We start from the raw sequence: 12,837 nt of genomic DNA, 5'->3' as shown, positions 1-12,837 counted from the left end.
CATAAAATAATAAAACTTATTAGTCAAAAAATTATTAAATTAATATAATTTAATTTTCGAATTAACGATCTTTTTATTATTATGCATTACTTTTTTCAAAAAGGATTTCTTGGCGCCACAGTTGACATACAGGTCTACTTGGGGAAGGTGAGTACTATTGGAAAGATTGCCTTTGCGTGAAGCCTTCTGAGTAAACCACCGATATTTAGCATAATGTGGGCTATTGAAGAGCATGTCATTTTTAAAACGATATTTTTTCCCGGGCTTAAGGTGAGAGAGATCAAAGCGAAATCGCATTAAATAAACACGACCATGTACAAACCTTTTGTGGTCGATTGTATTTATGTAAATACCATCTTCTTTAGCAGAAAGTCCTGTCGCCTTTTTATTAACAACATATATGCTTGGAGTAAAGAACATTGGCTTTCCCGTGTTAACTTTTAGATGTCGAGTGAAAAAAGTAACATTTCCTACCCAATCACTATAAGCCTTTTTAGTAGAATTAACGTTATAATATTTTTTATCAAAAGCTGCTTTAATTGTTATAGCAGATGCACTAACGCTTTTAGGTGAAAATAGAATAAGGCCAGTCAATAGCATAAAAAAAGTAGCAATAATTTTAACAACTGATTTTTTCTTCATTATTTATTTCCCTTTAAAAACAGAATAAGAATATACGGATAAATTTATAGGTCATCGCCGCCAATAATAAAGTCGTAATTTGGATATTTGTGATCTTTTAACTTTTTGGCAAGTTTAGCTGTCTGATACCAGTGACTATCTACATACCAATAAACGTTCTGATATTCTGCATAACCTAAAACTTTATTTCCATCTAATTTAGCAACGTTATACCAATCAAGCGTACCTTCGTCAGGGTAGCCCCAAATGCCAACTCCTGTCCAAGTATAGCCTTTTTGAGTCATTTTATTTGATAAATAAACCCAAGATCTTGTTTTTTTACTAGGTTTAGGCATAACCTTAGGTTTAGCTTTTAGCAATTTAGGATACTGGTGGCCATTTTCGTAATAAATTTGTTTTGTTTTAGTGAAAGTCATCTTATCGATTTTCTTTGTCTTTGAATTATATGAGTACCATGTCCCACGCCAGCTTTTAGGAAAAACTGCCTGAGTTTGCTTAGCTTGCACATTACTTGGCGTATTAATAAAACTGCCAATCGTGCCAACACTTATTAAGGCAGCTACCAACATAATCACTTTTTTAAATTTCATTTTTTATTACCTCTATACAAAATTTAGCTTTACTACAAACAAATTATACGCTTTTCATGTTTCGTGTAACACTTTAAAGCGGATAAAAAAGCATAAATAAAGAAATACCAGGCAACTAATTGAAAATATATAAGCTCTGCTTTCAGATTTAGGCAAGGCAAAACAGCCTTTGATAAAGATACAAAACCTTTTATAGTTTGAACACAAAAAATCCCAGCGCTGACTACCTAACAGAACTGGGATAACATTATTTTAACGGAAAAAGCAAATTATTACCATATTTGTCAATGATTTGGGGATAAAATTTAAATTGCTTATTTGTCGCCATTCATAATTGTATTTTTAACAATTACATAATCAACTAATTTAATTGAACTAAGATTTCTGCCCCCGGCATATGAAATTGAGGATTGCAAATCTTCCTGCATCTCTTTTAAGGTATCGGCAATGTGGCCGCGGTAGGGAACGAGCATCTGTTTACCCTCAACATTGCGATAGGCACCTTTTTGGACTTCAGAAGCTGATCCCCAATATTGCTTATAGGTTTTACCATTAATTTTAATCACGTTACCAGGGGACTCTTCATGTCCTGCAAGCATTGAGCCAATCATAACCATGGTAGCGCCAAACCGAATTGACTTCGCTATATCGCCGTTATAACGGATGCCGCCATCAGCAATCAGCGGTTTGCTTGCTACTTTACTGCACATTCTTAATGCAGCGAGTTGCCAGCCACCAGTGCCAAAGCCGGTTTTAAGCTTGGTAATGCAAGCGCGGCCAGGACCAACACCAACTTTTGTGGCGTCTGCTCCTGCACCTTCTAATTCACGTACGGCTTCAGGGGTTGCAATGTTACCTGCTGTTAAAAAAGTATCCGGCAATTTTTCTTTGATGTATTTAATCATATCAATAACATAGACAGAATGCCCATGAGCTACATCAATCGTGATATATTCAGGCTTAATGTTTTCAGCAACCAGCTGATCGATAAAATCATATTCGCCTTTTTTAATACCAACAGATATAGAAGCAAATAGACCTTTTTCATGCATCATCTTGATAAAAGCGAAACGCTTTTCAGGTTGAAAGCGGTGCATGACATAGTAGTAGCCATTTTGTGCGAGCCAGACTGCTAAGTCATCATTAATGACGCTTTCCATGTTGGCAGGTACGACTGGTATTTTAAATGTTCGGTTTCCGAACTTAACACTGGTATCTGCATCATGACGGCTCTTAATGATCCCTTTATTCGGAACAAGCTGGATATCATCATAATCAAATGCTTCCATACTGAAATAATTGCTCATAAGTAAATCGGCTCCTTATTAACTATCTTTACAAACGAAATCACTATAATCAAAAAAGCTTTTTTTGTCAATATAAAAATCGAACTATTAAAAATAAACTTGCTATAATAATTCGCATTTAAATTTGACTAAAGAATGGTAAATTGCTAGACTATTTACGTGATATTTGTAGAAATTTAATGAGGTGAATAAAAATGACAGCAGTTGCAGTCGTTGGTAGCCAATGGGGCGACGAAGGAAAGGGCAAAATTACTGATTTTTTAAGTAATGACGCTGCCTATACTGTTCGTTCCAATGGTGGTAATAATGCTGGCCATACTATTGAAATAAATGGTCAAGATTTTAAGATGCGTTTAATTCCTTCAGGTATTTTTGCGTCAAAAGAAGGGGCTGTAATCGGTAATGGCGTAGTTATTAATCCCGAGGTTTTATTTAGCGAATTAGAGAATCTGGCTGAAAAGGGAATCGATACCAGTAAATTAAAGATCTCTAACCGGGCTCATATCATCATGCCTTACCATATCAAGCAAGATGAATACCAAGAAGAAGCAAAAGGCGATCAAAAAATCGGTACTACTAAAAATGGTATCGGACCGGCTTATATGGATAAAGCATCCAGAATTGGTATTCGCGTTTGTGACTTACTTGAGAAGGATACTTTTGCAGCTAAATTACGCGCTAATTTAGAGCAAAAAAACGAAGTATTTACCAAAATTTATGGCAAACCGGCACTTGAATTTGATGACATTTTCACTAAGTATTATGAATATGGTCAAAAAATGAAGAAATACGTCACTGACACTTCAGTGCTAGTTAACGATGCTCTGGATAATGATAAAAAAGTACTGTTTGAAGGGGCGCAAGGAATTATGCTTGATATAGATGAAGGAACTTATCCATTTGTTACTTCGTCAAACACAATTTCAGGTGGAATTGCCAGCGGTATCGGTGTTGGTGCCAACCGGGTAAAAAGTGTCATCGGTGTCTGCAAAGCTTATACCACCCGTGTTGGTGCTGGTCCTTTCCCGACCGAATTATTAGATGAAACTGGTGACCGTATTCGCGAAACTGCTCATGAATATGGCACAGTTACCGGTCGTCCTCGGCGCGTGGGCTGGTTTGATTCAGTCGCTTTACGTCACGCCAAACGCGTTTCTGGCATCAATGGTTTAAGTCTTAACCTGCTTGATATTTTTAGCGGCTTTGACTCTATTAAAATTGCAACTGCTTATGAACTTGATGGTCAAAAAATTGATTACTATCCTGCTAGTCTAAAAGAATTGGACCGCTGTCAACCTGTTTATGAAGAATTACCTGCTTGGAAAGAGGACATTACAGGCGCTAAGACTTGGTCTGATTTGCCAGAAAATGCACAGAAGTTTTTAAACCGCGTTTCAGAACTTGTAGGCATACCTTTAGTTACTGTTTCGGTAGGTCCTGACCGCGAACAAACAATCGTGTTACAGAATCCGTGGGAAATGTAATTTATGCTGGAACGTTATACTCGCCCTGAAATGGGTAAAATATGGTCTGATGAAAATAAATATGAAGCATGGCTAAAAGTAGAAATTGCTGCTACCAATGCCTGGAGTGAATTAGGCGAAGTCCCAAAAGAAGATGCTGCTAAAATTGCCCAAAATGCCAGCTTCACGCCAGAGCGGGTGGCAGAATTAGAGCAGGTAACTCATCATGACGTGGTTGCTTTTACACGAACAGTTTCTGAAAGCCTTGGACCTGAGAAAAAGTGGGTACACTTTGGGCTGACTTCGACGGATGTTGTTGATACGGCACAAGGATATATCTTAAAACAGGCAGATGCGATTATTCTTCAAGATCTACATGAATTAAAAAAGACAATTGCTGAAAAAGCACGTAAATATAAAAATACGGTGGAAATGGGGCGCACGCATGGTGTGCAAGCTGAACCCACTACTTTTGGCTTGAAACTAGCTCGCTGGTATGCGGAAATTAAGCGTGATATTGAACGCTTTGAACATGCAGCAAAAGGGGTAGAATCGGGAAAAATTTCCGGAGCCGTTGGGACTTTTGCTAATGTGCCGCCAGCTGTTGAAACTAGTGTTTTAAAGCAGCTAGGCTTAACCCAGCAGCCAATTACCAGTCAAGTATTGCCACGCGATTTACACGCTGAATATATTGCGACTTTGGCGCTAATAGCCACCAGTATTGAAAATTGGGCAACCGAAATTAGAAGTCTGCAACGCTCTGAAATTCACGAAGTAGAAGAACACTTCCGTGCAGGGCAAAAAGGCTCTTCAGCAATGCCTCACAAACGTAATCCTATTGGCTCAGAAAATCTTTGTGGTATGGCACGGGTTTTACGGGGCTATATTATAACTGCTTATGAGGATGTATCACTTTGGCATGAACGCGATATTTCCCATTCCAGTGCTGAACGTGTAATTTTACCTGATACTACAATTGGTATTGATTATATGCTCAATCGTTTTAATCGCATTTTGACCAATCTTGATGTTTTTCCAGAAACCATGCTTAAGAACATGGATAAAACTTATGGGTTGATTTATTCTCAGCGCTTGCTGTTAAAATTAATTGATGAGGCTGGTCTTTCTCGTGAAGATGCTTATGATATGGTTCAGAAGTTAACCACGAGATCTTGGAACGAAGGAATTTCCTTTAGAAAATTAGTTGAAAGCAGTCCAATCATGGACTATCTTTCAGAAGATGATGTAGCTGATGCATTTGATTATCATTACCATTTGCGTCATGTTGATGAAATCTTTAAAAAAGTTGGCTTAGAATAATAAATAGTAAAGCAGTTCACTTAATAGTGAGCTGCTTTTTGTCATGGAATTTAAATTGCTGATAAATAAAAAATGTAAGCGATTATGTGATATTATTAACATAAACACTAGATAATATTTAAAGGCTGAAAGGCAAAAATTTAAGTCTTTTAAGCTAAAATAAGATTCTTTTTTAAAAGAGGTAGTCAATTATGATAGTTAATGAACATACATACTACGATGCAAGTTATGATGTAGTAGTCTTGGGCTTCGGTGGAGCCGGTGCGACCGCAGCTCGCTTTGCTGCTGATAGTGGTGCAAAAGTGCTGCTGGTTGATTCTGCTCCGGAGGGTCATGAAGGTGGTAATACAAGATATGCTGCTGAACTTGTAGGTTACAGTAGCAGCGAAGAGGATTATCGGTCCTACTATGAACATTTGGCACAACACTTTAATATTGACCCTGAAATAGAAGACACAGTTGTTCATGGCATTACACACATGAAAGAATATTTTAAAAAATATCTGGATGTTAATGAACCTGTTAGCTATAAAACTATTTTAGGGCTGCCAGAAGATGCTGTAATTGCAGATCATCCTAATCTACCAGGTGCTAAAAGCTATGACATGATCACAATAGAGAAGGGTATTTTTAACGCTTCATTGTGGAACATTTTACGGCAAAAAGTACTTGATCGTAGTGATAAGATTGATGTTTGGTATTCTGCACCTGTTAAGCATATTTTGCAAACTCCTGGTAAAAAAGTTGTCGGAGCTCAAATTGAGCGTGATCATGTTTTATTAAATGTTTACGCTAAAAATGGTGTCGTGTTGACCACTGGTGGTATCGAAAATAATCCGCAAATGGTTCAGGATTACATTGGTTCACACAAGTTAGTGCCACTGGGTTCACTTTATAATAAAGGTAAGGGTATTGACTTGGCTCACGAAGCAGGTGCGGATATGTGGCATATGTCAATGTATGCGGCCGGTGGAATGCAACAAGCTTTTGCTTTTTATGAACCTGGGATGAAGCGTGCACCATTTTATATGGGTAACCCAATCTTCTATACAGGCAGTATTTTTACGGTTGGCGATGACGGCACACGCTACTTTAAGGAAGATCAAGGAGCACGTGAAGGCTATGTAGAAAATCATGGTTCATGGTATAAACCATTGAATCCAATTCACCCTTACTTTGTCTTTGATCAAAAGCAATATGACAAGATCAGTGAGATTGATACTTTCCCTGATAATAAAGCACTTAATTCCGTTCTTAAAGCTGATTCTGTTTCTGAATTAGCAGAAAAGATGGGAGTTGCTGCGGATAAACTGCAAAGTACAATTGATGAATTTAACTTTTTTGCCGAAAAGAAGCATGATTATGCTTATCATCGTGATCCCGCTACTTTAAGTGCATTTTCTGAAGAGGGTCCGTATTATGCTATACCGCTAGTACAGACTATTGGCTGGTCTGAAGCTGGTCCTAGAAGAAATGCCCGAGCTGAAATTCTTGATCCTGAGCACAAGCCGATTCCACATTTATATGGTGCTGGTGAACTGGGCAGTAATATGTCTAACTTATATCAAGGTGGTTCGGATTTGGGCGACTGTTTGATTTTCGGTAAAATTGCCGGTCAAAATGCAGCCCATCCTAAAGACGATATCGCAGAAGTTAATGTACCTTCTCCTAAGCATGAAAAGCCGTTAAAGCCACGTCCACTTGCTTCTGATATTAAGAAAGAAGAATATCCGACTGGCCCTGAACAATATATTGGTAAATCTACTAAAGGAATGGGAGATGAAATAGTTGTCAGAGTAACAGCTGATAAGCAAAAGAACCTCAAAAAAGTTGAAGTTCTGAAACAAGCTGAATCCGATGACTATGGTCAAAAAGCAATTAACGAATTACCTCAAAAAATGGTCGATGAAAATAAGGTTGACGTAGATGCGGTTTCGGGCGCCTCTAATACTACTAGAGGATTAAAAGATGCTGTCAGGGATGCATTGAGCAAAATTAAATAAATGGTTGTTTGAAATTTAAATGGGTTTGAAAAAACCTGCTTCTCTTAGAACAATTAAAAGGCATTGAGTATCAAAATGATATGACCCCCAAATTTGTCCTAATTTTAGGGTTCACATCAAAACTCAGTGCCTTTTTCATACTTGTCCCAGTTGTTCTCTACCACATAAATTTCTTAAGATTATTTAAATCAGTTACCGTTAAATAACCAATACCTTTTAGTCTTGTTTTATCAATTCTTAGCTGATAACGCTTATTACAGTCTATCCATGATTCCTTGTTAAGGCCAGACTTTTGCCAATCGGTAATTTTAGCATACTTTGCGCGAATGTGTTTTGATTTATTCTGATATTTACTGGTAATTTTAAATACATAATAAAATTCATCATCCTGCTCAATATATAAAACTGGCCGACTTTTTCCGTTTGGTACATCTTCGTATTCAAGGTATGTTATAAAAATATCGCCCAAATTCATTAACTGGTCTCCTTAATCTGCGAAAAAGTCAGCTATTTCTTCGGAGGTTTCGACCTTTTGTGCAGGAATTTTACGACTAGCTGCAATAATTTCATCTTTTAGATGGTCATAGTCGTCAACTGAAAATGCTACGGGTAGTTTACCTTTGTCAGCAATCTGTGTAAGCATCATTGAAATCACATCATTAGGTTTAAGACCAATTTTTCTGATAACTAGCTCTGCAGTATCCGCTATTTGCTTGTCTATATTAACAGAGTATCTTTTAGTAACAATCTTAGTTGCCATAATTTGCCTCCCGAAATTATTTTATTACACAAATAATATCATAAAAGTACCAAAAATAGCATATTTTAGGTACTTTTTGTAAATTTTAGCCTAAAATTGTCTTAAATAAAACCATATTTTAGCCGTATTTCGTACTAAAGCGAATTACGGCTTTTTACTGCTCTTGAATTTTTTTCTTTTCTTCAATCAAAAAAATATGCCACTTGGTTTCTTATAATTGCCACTTAGTTAAAAGTGCTAGATTTTACATTAAAATAAGCGTTTAATTAAATCATCAAGTGATGAAGGGCAGGTGAGAAGCGTGAAAATAAAAATAGAACTGAATCCGGATATGGAAGATGACGATACCAGTGTAACAATTCATGCTAAATCTGTAACGCCAGAAGTTGAACAGATATACCGACAGTTGCAAGGTATCAGTGAACATCCTGACCAGATAGAAGGCAAAAAAGATAATGTGTCCTATTACTTGAGCATGAATGAGATTTTATTTTTTGAAACAGAAGATAAACAGGTGATTGCACATACTGCCAAGGATGCCTTTACCGTAGACTACAAACTCTATGAACTAGAAAATTTGTTAAATAATCAGTTCATGCGGGTATCTAAGTCAACAATTTTAAATTTAAATCAAATTTATGCGTTAACACGTTCGATTTCTAACTGTAAGATTAATTTTCGCGATTCTTATAAAACTGTCTATGTTTCACGTCACTACTATCACAATTTGAATGATAGGTTAAACGAGAGAAGGTCATCATAATGAAAAAATTTAAACTTAGAGAAGTATTTTGGGGCATTGCTCTAGTAGCAGCTGCCGTATTCTTAGTCCTTAATCAGCTGCATCTGCTTTCATTTCATTTAAAAGTAAGCATGATTATTTGGACGATAATATTCGGAGCAGCACTGATCGAAAGCGTGGCTAATAAAAGTTTGTTTGGTACAACTTTTTCCATTGCCTTTTTATTAATTGTTTACGCTGAACCCTTGCATATTACCAAAATTGTACCGTGGACGGTCTTAGTGGCGGCGTTATTAATTTATTTAGGCTTAACGCTGATTTTTAAGAGAAGCTGGTTTCCCAGGATAGTCTATTTTAACCAAAAAAAAGACGGCAAATGGAAGAACTTTAGCAATAATCGTTCAAGAATTGATAATAACGTATTCAGTAGCGGTACTGGAAAAGTTGATGGCGAAGATATAGTAATCAATCAGCGCTTGTCATCAGTTTCGCGCTACGTTCATTCACAAAATTTACGCAGTATAACAATTAATTCTTCTTTGGGTGAAGTAGAAGTCTACCTTGATCAGGCTAAAGCTGCAGGCGATGTGGTGACTGTTGACATTAATGGCACTATGGGTGAGATTGAAATTTACGTTCCAACTTCATGGAAAGTCAACAGTGATAACTTGAACTTAGCTCTGGGAGAATTAGATATTAATGACGAATCTACCGGTGACGGTCCTACATTAATGCTAACTGGGCATTTCAGCATGGGTGATGTGGAAGTTAATTATGTTTAACTTGGGGAAAATAAAATGGTCAATTTAAAACAATTACATGATTATGTCAAAGAAAATTATGAAGCCGGAAACTATAAAGATGCTGAAAAAGCATATAAAAAATGGCGTGATACCAATGATTATACCTATAATGCAGCAAAAACTGCTGTGAAAAAGAGTTCTCTCAGTGATTATCAAATGGGTTATGAACAAGCCAAAAAGGACTATGCAGAGAGTCATTCTTTCAAGGATTTTCCTAAAAAAGGTGTTAACTTAGTTAATCGTGTTACCCAGAATAAAGCAATTGAAATAGAACGCTACATTGACGGCTACAATGATGCCAAGGCCAAAATTTTACGGGCGAAAAAATAGTCCATAAAGGAGATTATTAATTATGTATGGCTCATTATTAGCCAATGTAAGTTCAGATAGAAAAATTAGGGAAACTATAGAACAATTTCCTCAACATACACAAGCCTATTATCTGGAAAATAAGCCAGTCGGATTAATGACATGTTGACAAAATGCTTTTCACCCTTATTCCTTAAATTTTGCGGGCTATCTTGCACCTAGACTAACCAGCGGTGAACAAATGCAGGTTTATGAGCAAATATTGACGGATTTAACGGCAAAAGCCCAAAAAAATCACCAAAACGCTTTAATTACTTATGATTATGCACCGCAATTACTCTTTAATGCCATTGGTCAAAAAAATGGTTTTAAGTTAATCAGAACTACTGTAGAACCCCAGATGCCCTTGAAAAGGGCACTGAAAAATATTCTGATAGATACTGATTTACAGTTGATCACTCTACACGAAATAAAAAAAGATTCTGTAATAATGAATAGGCTGGCACAAGTGAGTTTCTCCGATTATCAAAAAAATCATTTAGCAAATCCGGTTGCAAAGATACCTCTTAGTGAGTGGAGCAAAACTATTTTCACTGATCAACTTGAACACGCCCCCTTAGCACTAATTGCTGCTGGACAAATTAAGGCTTATTGCTTTTCTTTTGAGGATACCTCTCAAGAATTGACTTTAGGATGGATGGGTGCCGTTAAGTCTAATTTGTTAGACCAATTGCAACAGCAATTGCTAAATTGGGCACAAGCAAAATATCAAACTTTAAGTGGTGAATTTGATTCTACAGACCCATTAGCAACGCGGACTTACAGCAAATATGCGTTTAATCTGTGTCCAGTTTATGAAACGTATTTAAAAAAATTAGATTAGAGATTTAAAAAGGCACCTTTATGCAAATTGATATAACCCCCAAATTTGTCCTAATTTTAGGGTTCACATCAAATAATGGCGTCTTTTTACTTATCTATAATTGATAGCGATAAAAATAATAGGGGATATTCCAACTTTGCGAATCAGCTGCAACTAAATCATCATTCATTAAGTATTTAGGCAATAATGCAGTTGCCTGGCCTTTTTTGACCAGCTCTAAAATCATTTCCAGCGAATCAATTTCAGTGACGCTGTTTTTATTCTGCGTTAATTTGAGAGTCAAGTTACGAAACGGACAATTTATGTCTGCGTTTATGGCAACCGGTACATTTTTACTTTCCTGCTTTTTGCCTTTTAAAAAACAGGCTTGTAAATGACTTTTCTTGATTAACGAATATTGGGGTAAAGTGATCGGAGTAAAGGCCCAGACCATGTCATAAGGATGCTTGGTTAATAATTCTTGGATTTCATTAGTACTTTTAATGATGATTTCATATTGATCAAGTGCAAGTTGTGCCTTTCGGGTAATAATATAACCAAAAAGCAACTCAGAGATTAAAACTTTGGGTTTGTTACTGGTTAAATCGTCTTTTAAATTCTGATAGTTTTGTAGTGCCTTAGTCGCAAAATGATACATTTTTTGCCCATTTTTAGTTGGTCTGACTCCTAAATTAGAACGCACAAAAAGTGGCGCTTTCAGTTCTCGCTCCATTGTTTTGAGCCTGGCCGTAATATTGGATTGAGTGTAGCCCAGTTTTAATGCCGCTTTATTCAGTGATCTAGTTTCATAAATTGTTTGGTAAATATATAAATCGTTAAAATTCATAATACTCCATATCATTAAAAGTGATAACCCTATTACAATCTCGGATTATGCAAGGTGATTTAGTTTTAATATACTAATTTTGTAATCTAAAGGGGGAACTTATTATGACTACAAAAATTGGTATTAATGGTTTTGGTCGCATTGGTCGGCTTGCTTTACGGCGAATTTATGAAGTGGCCAGTGACGACATCGAAATTGTCGCAATCAACGACTTAACCTCACCAGCTATGTTAGCACACTTATTAAAATATGATACTGCGCATGGTCAATTTAATCATGAAGTAACTGCTACAACTAATAGTATTGTAATTGATGGTAAAAATATTCCGGTTTATGCGGAAAAAGATGCCAGTCAAATTCCGTGGGTTAAAAACGACGGAGTTAAAATAGTACTTGAATGCACTGGATTTTATACTTCAACTGCAAAATCCCAAGCTCACCTTGATGCCGGTGTTAAAAGAGTATTAATTTCTGCTCCCGCAGGCAATATGAAAACTATTGTCTATAGCGTAAATGATGATCAACTAACTGACTCTGATCAAATTATTTCCGCAGGCTCATGTACCACTAATTGTTTAGCACCATTAGCTCAGGCAATGAACGATGAATTTGGCATTCAAGTGGGAATTATGTCTACAACGCATGCCTACACAGCTTCACAAATGTTGCAGGATGGCCCTGATCGTGGTGGCAACGTCCGTAATGCTCGTGCCGCTGTCGCTAATGTTATTCCGCATTCAACTGGAGCAGCTAAAGCTATTGGCCTAGTTATACCTGAACTGGATGGCAAACTTACGGGTATTGCTCAACGAGTCCCTGTTATTTCTGGTTCTATTACTGAACTAGCTGCTATTTTAAGAGAAAAAGTTACAGCTGCAGAATTTAACGCTAGAATTAAAAAGCATACCGAAGGCAATGCTTCTTTTGGCTATAATGACGACCAAATTGTCTCATCAGATATTATTGGCACTGAATTTGGTTCGGTCTTTGATCCAACTCTTACCCAGGTTGAAACTGGAGATAATGGGGTACAGCTAGTCAAAGGTTACGCATGGTATGATAATGAGTCCGGTTTTGTAGCCCAAATGATCAGAACACTGCAAAAGATTGCCCAGTTAGGTTAATTATCAATATAACTCATATTTTTACAATTAAAGACTGTTTATCATCAATAAAAAATGGTTCTGTC

14 protein-coding genes are annotated in these 12,837 nt (G+C 36.7%); 8 read left to right on the top strand and 6 right to left on the bottom strand.

Annotated features, from left to right (window positions below):
* Nucleotides 1-39 precede the first annotated feature (39 nt).
* The 3 genes from JF76_RS09270 to JF76_RS09260 all read right to left on the bottom strand — a co-directional run bounded on the left by JF76_RS09270 (nucleotide 40) and on the right by JF76_RS09260 (nucleotide 2,539).
* The gene (locus tag JF76_RS09270; RefSeq protein ID WP_045928775.1) at nucleotides 40-642 is read right to left on the bottom strand and encodes a hypothetical protein; all 603 of its coding nucleotides are present in this window, start codon (nucleotides 640-642) and stop codon (nucleotides 40-42) included.
* A 44-nt stretch (nucleotides 643-686) separates the two neighbouring features.
* Nucleotides 687-1,232 (bottom strand): hypothetical protein, encoded by a 546-nt coding sequence (locus JF76_RS09265; RefSeq protein ID WP_045928774.1) that lies wholly within the window; start codon nucleotides 1,230-1,232, stop codon nucleotides 687-689.
* 314 nt (nucleotides 1,233-1,546) lie between these two features.
* On the bottom strand, nucleotides 1,547-2,539 hold the full coding sequence (locus tag JF76_RS09260) for a GMP reductase (RefSeq protein WP_045928773.1): 993 nt from the start codon (nucleotides 2,537-2,539) through the stop codon (nucleotides 1,547-1,549).
* Between the two features lie 194 nt (nucleotides 2,540-2,733).
* Between JF76_RS09260 and JF76_RS09255 the strand changes: the two genes are divergently transcribed.
* The 3 genes from JF76_RS09255 (at nucleotide 2,734) to JF76_RS09245 (ending at nucleotide 7,325) form a co-directional block, all read left to right on the top strand.
* Nucleotides 2,734-4,023, top strand: a complete 1,290-nt coding sequence (locus tag JF76_RS09255) for an adenylosuccinate synthase (protein WP_045928772.1) — start codon at nucleotides 2,734-2,736, stop codon at nucleotides 4,021-4,023.
* Nucleotides 4,024-4,026: 3 nt separating this feature from the next.
* Nucleotides 4,027-5,322, top strand: a complete 1,296-nt coding sequence (gene purB / locus JF76_RS09250; RefSeq protein ID WP_045928771.1) for an adenylosuccinate lyase — start codon at nucleotides 4,027-4,029, stop codon at nucleotides 5,320-5,322.
* A gap of 191 nt (nucleotides 5,323-5,513) precedes the next feature.
* A complete protein-coding gene (locus JF76_RS09245) occupies nucleotides 5,514-7,325 on the top strand; it encodes an FAD-binding protein (protein WP_045928770.1) in 1,812 nt (603 codons plus the stop codon).
* A gap of 157 nt (nucleotides 7,326-7,482) precedes the next feature.
* Here JF76_RS09245 and JF76_RS09240 read toward each other — a convergent pair whose 3' ends face one another.
* Nucleotides 7,483-7,800, bottom strand: coding sequence for a type II toxin-antitoxin system PemK/MazF family toxin (locus tag JF76_RS09240; protein ID WP_045928769.1), 318 nt, complete (start codon nucleotides 7,798-7,800; stop codon nucleotides 7,483-7,485).
* Between the two features lie 12 nt (nucleotides 7,801-7,812).
* Nucleotides 7,813-8,085, bottom strand: a complete 273-nt coding sequence (locus JF76_RS09235; RefSeq protein ID WP_038524621.1) for a type II toxin-antitoxin system RelB/DinJ family antitoxin — start codon at nucleotides 8,083-8,085, stop codon at nucleotides 7,813-7,815.
* 301 nt (nucleotides 8,086-8,386) lie between these two features.
* Between JF76_RS09235 and JF76_RS09230 the strand changes: the two genes are divergently transcribed.
* The 4 genes from JF76_RS09230 to JF76_RS09215 all read left to right on the top strand — a co-directional run bounded on the left by JF76_RS09230 (nucleotide 8,387) and on the right by JF76_RS09215 (nucleotide 10,822).
* Nucleotides 8,387-8,848 (top strand): LytTR family DNA-binding domain-containing protein, encoded by a 462-nt coding sequence (locus JF76_RS09230; RefSeq protein WP_045928768.1) that lies wholly within the window; start codon nucleotides 8,387-8,389, stop codon nucleotides 8,846-8,848.
* On the top strand, nucleotides 8,848-9,609 hold the full coding sequence (locus tag JF76_RS09225; RefSeq protein ID WP_045928767.1) for a LiaF transmembrane domain-containing protein: 762 nt from the start codon (nucleotides 8,848-8,850) through the stop codon (nucleotides 9,607-9,609). The genes JF76_RS09230 and JF76_RS09225 overlap by 1 nt, the downstream gene beginning before the upstream one ends.
* A gap of 15 nt (nucleotides 9,610-9,624) precedes the next feature.
* Complete coding sequence (locus tag JF76_RS09220) at nucleotides 9,625-9,960, top strand: hypothetical protein (RefSeq protein WP_045928766.1); 336 nt, start codon at nucleotides 9,625-9,627, stop codon at nucleotides 9,958-9,960.
* Between the two features lie 220 nt (nucleotides 9,961-10,180).
* Complete coding sequence (locus JF76_RS09215) at nucleotides 10,181-10,822, top strand: hypothetical protein (RefSeq protein WP_045928765.1); 642 nt, start codon at nucleotides 10,181-10,183, stop codon at nucleotides 10,820-10,822.
* Between the two features lie 94 nt (nucleotides 10,823-10,916).
* Here JF76_RS09215 and JF76_RS09210 read toward each other — a convergent pair whose 3' ends face one another.
* Nucleotides 10,917-11,648 (bottom strand): LysR family transcriptional regulator, encoded by a 732-nt coding sequence (locus tag JF76_RS09210; protein WP_052697120.1) that lies wholly within the window; start codon nucleotides 11,646-11,648, stop codon nucleotides 10,917-10,919.
* A 104-nt stretch (nucleotides 11,649-11,752) separates the two neighbouring features.
* Here JF76_RS09210 and gap point away from each other — a divergent pair, with 104 nt between their 5' ends.
* Nucleotides 11,753-12,772 carry a type I glyceraldehyde-3-phosphate dehydrogenase gene (gene gap, locus JF76_RS09205; protein ID WP_045928764.1) on the top strand — a complete coding sequence of 340 codons (1,020 nt, stop codon included), beginning with the start codon at nucleotides 11,753-11,755 and terminating at the stop codon, nucleotides 12,770-12,772.
* Nucleotides 12,773-12,837: the final 65 nt, after the last annotated feature.

This window comes from Lactobacillus kullabergensis, from assembly GCF_000967195.1.
GTDB classification, from domain to species: Bacteria; Bacillota; Bacilli; order Lactobacillales; family Lactobacillaceae; genus Lactobacillus; species Lactobacillus kullabergensis.
Note: the sequence above shows the minus strand (reverse complement) of the source record. Positions and strands in the feature narration are given on the sequence as shown.

What these genes read in the sequence shown, in the direction of transcription:
- JF76_RS09255 (WP_045928772.1), top strand. Translation starts at nt 2,734, where the DNA reads ATGACAGCAGTTGCAGTCGTTGGTAGCCAATGGGGCGACGAAGGAAAG.
- gap (WP_045928764.1), top strand. Translation starts at nt 11,753, where the DNA reads ATGACTACAAAAATTGGTATTAATGGTTTTGGTCGCATTGGTCGGCTT.
- JF76_RS09240 (WP_045928769.1), bottom strand. Translation starts at nt 7,800, where the DNA reads ATGAATTTGGGCGATATTTTTATAACATACCTTGAATACGAAGATGTA.
- JF76_RS09225 (WP_045928767.1), top strand. Translation starts at nt 8,848, where the DNA reads ATGAAAAAATTTAAACTTAGAGAAGTATTTTGGGGCATTGCTCTAGTA.
- JF76_RS09210 (WP_052697120.1), bottom strand. Translation starts at nt 11,648, where the DNA reads ATGAATTTTAACGATTTATATATTTACCAAACAATTTATGAAACTAGA.
- JF76_RS09245 (WP_045928770.1), top strand. Translation starts at nt 5,514, where the DNA reads ATGATAGTTAATGAACATACATACTACGATGCAAGTTATGATGTAGTA.
- JF76_RS09260 (WP_045928773.1), bottom strand. Translation starts at nt 2,539, where the DNA reads ATGAGCAATTATTTCAGTATGGAAGCATTTGATTATGATGATATCCAG.
- JF76_RS09220 (WP_045928766.1), top strand. Translation starts at nt 9,625, where the DNA reads ATGGTCAATTTAAAACAATTACATGATTATGTCAAAGAAAATTATGAA.
- purB (WP_045928771.1), top strand. Translation starts at nt 4,027, where the DNA reads ATGCTGGAACGTTATACTCGCCCTGAAATGGGTAAAATATGGTCTGAT.
- JF76_RS09235 (WP_038524621.1), bottom strand. Translation starts at nt 8,085, where the DNA reads ATGGCAACTAAGATTGTTACTAAAAGATACTCTGTTAATATAGACAAG.
- JF76_RS09265 (WP_045928774.1), bottom strand. Translation starts at nt 1,232, where the DNA reads ATGAAATTTAAAAAAGTGATTATGTTGGTAGCTGCCTTAATAAGTGTT.
- JF76_RS09215 (WP_045928765.1), top strand. Translation starts at nt 10,181, where the DNA reads ATGCAGGTTTATGAGCAAATATTGACGGATTTAACGGCAAAAGCCCAA.
- JF76_RS09270 (WP_045928775.1), bottom strand. Translation starts at nt 642, where the DNA reads ATGAAGAAAAAATCAGTTGTTAAAATTATTGCTACTTTTTTTATGCTA.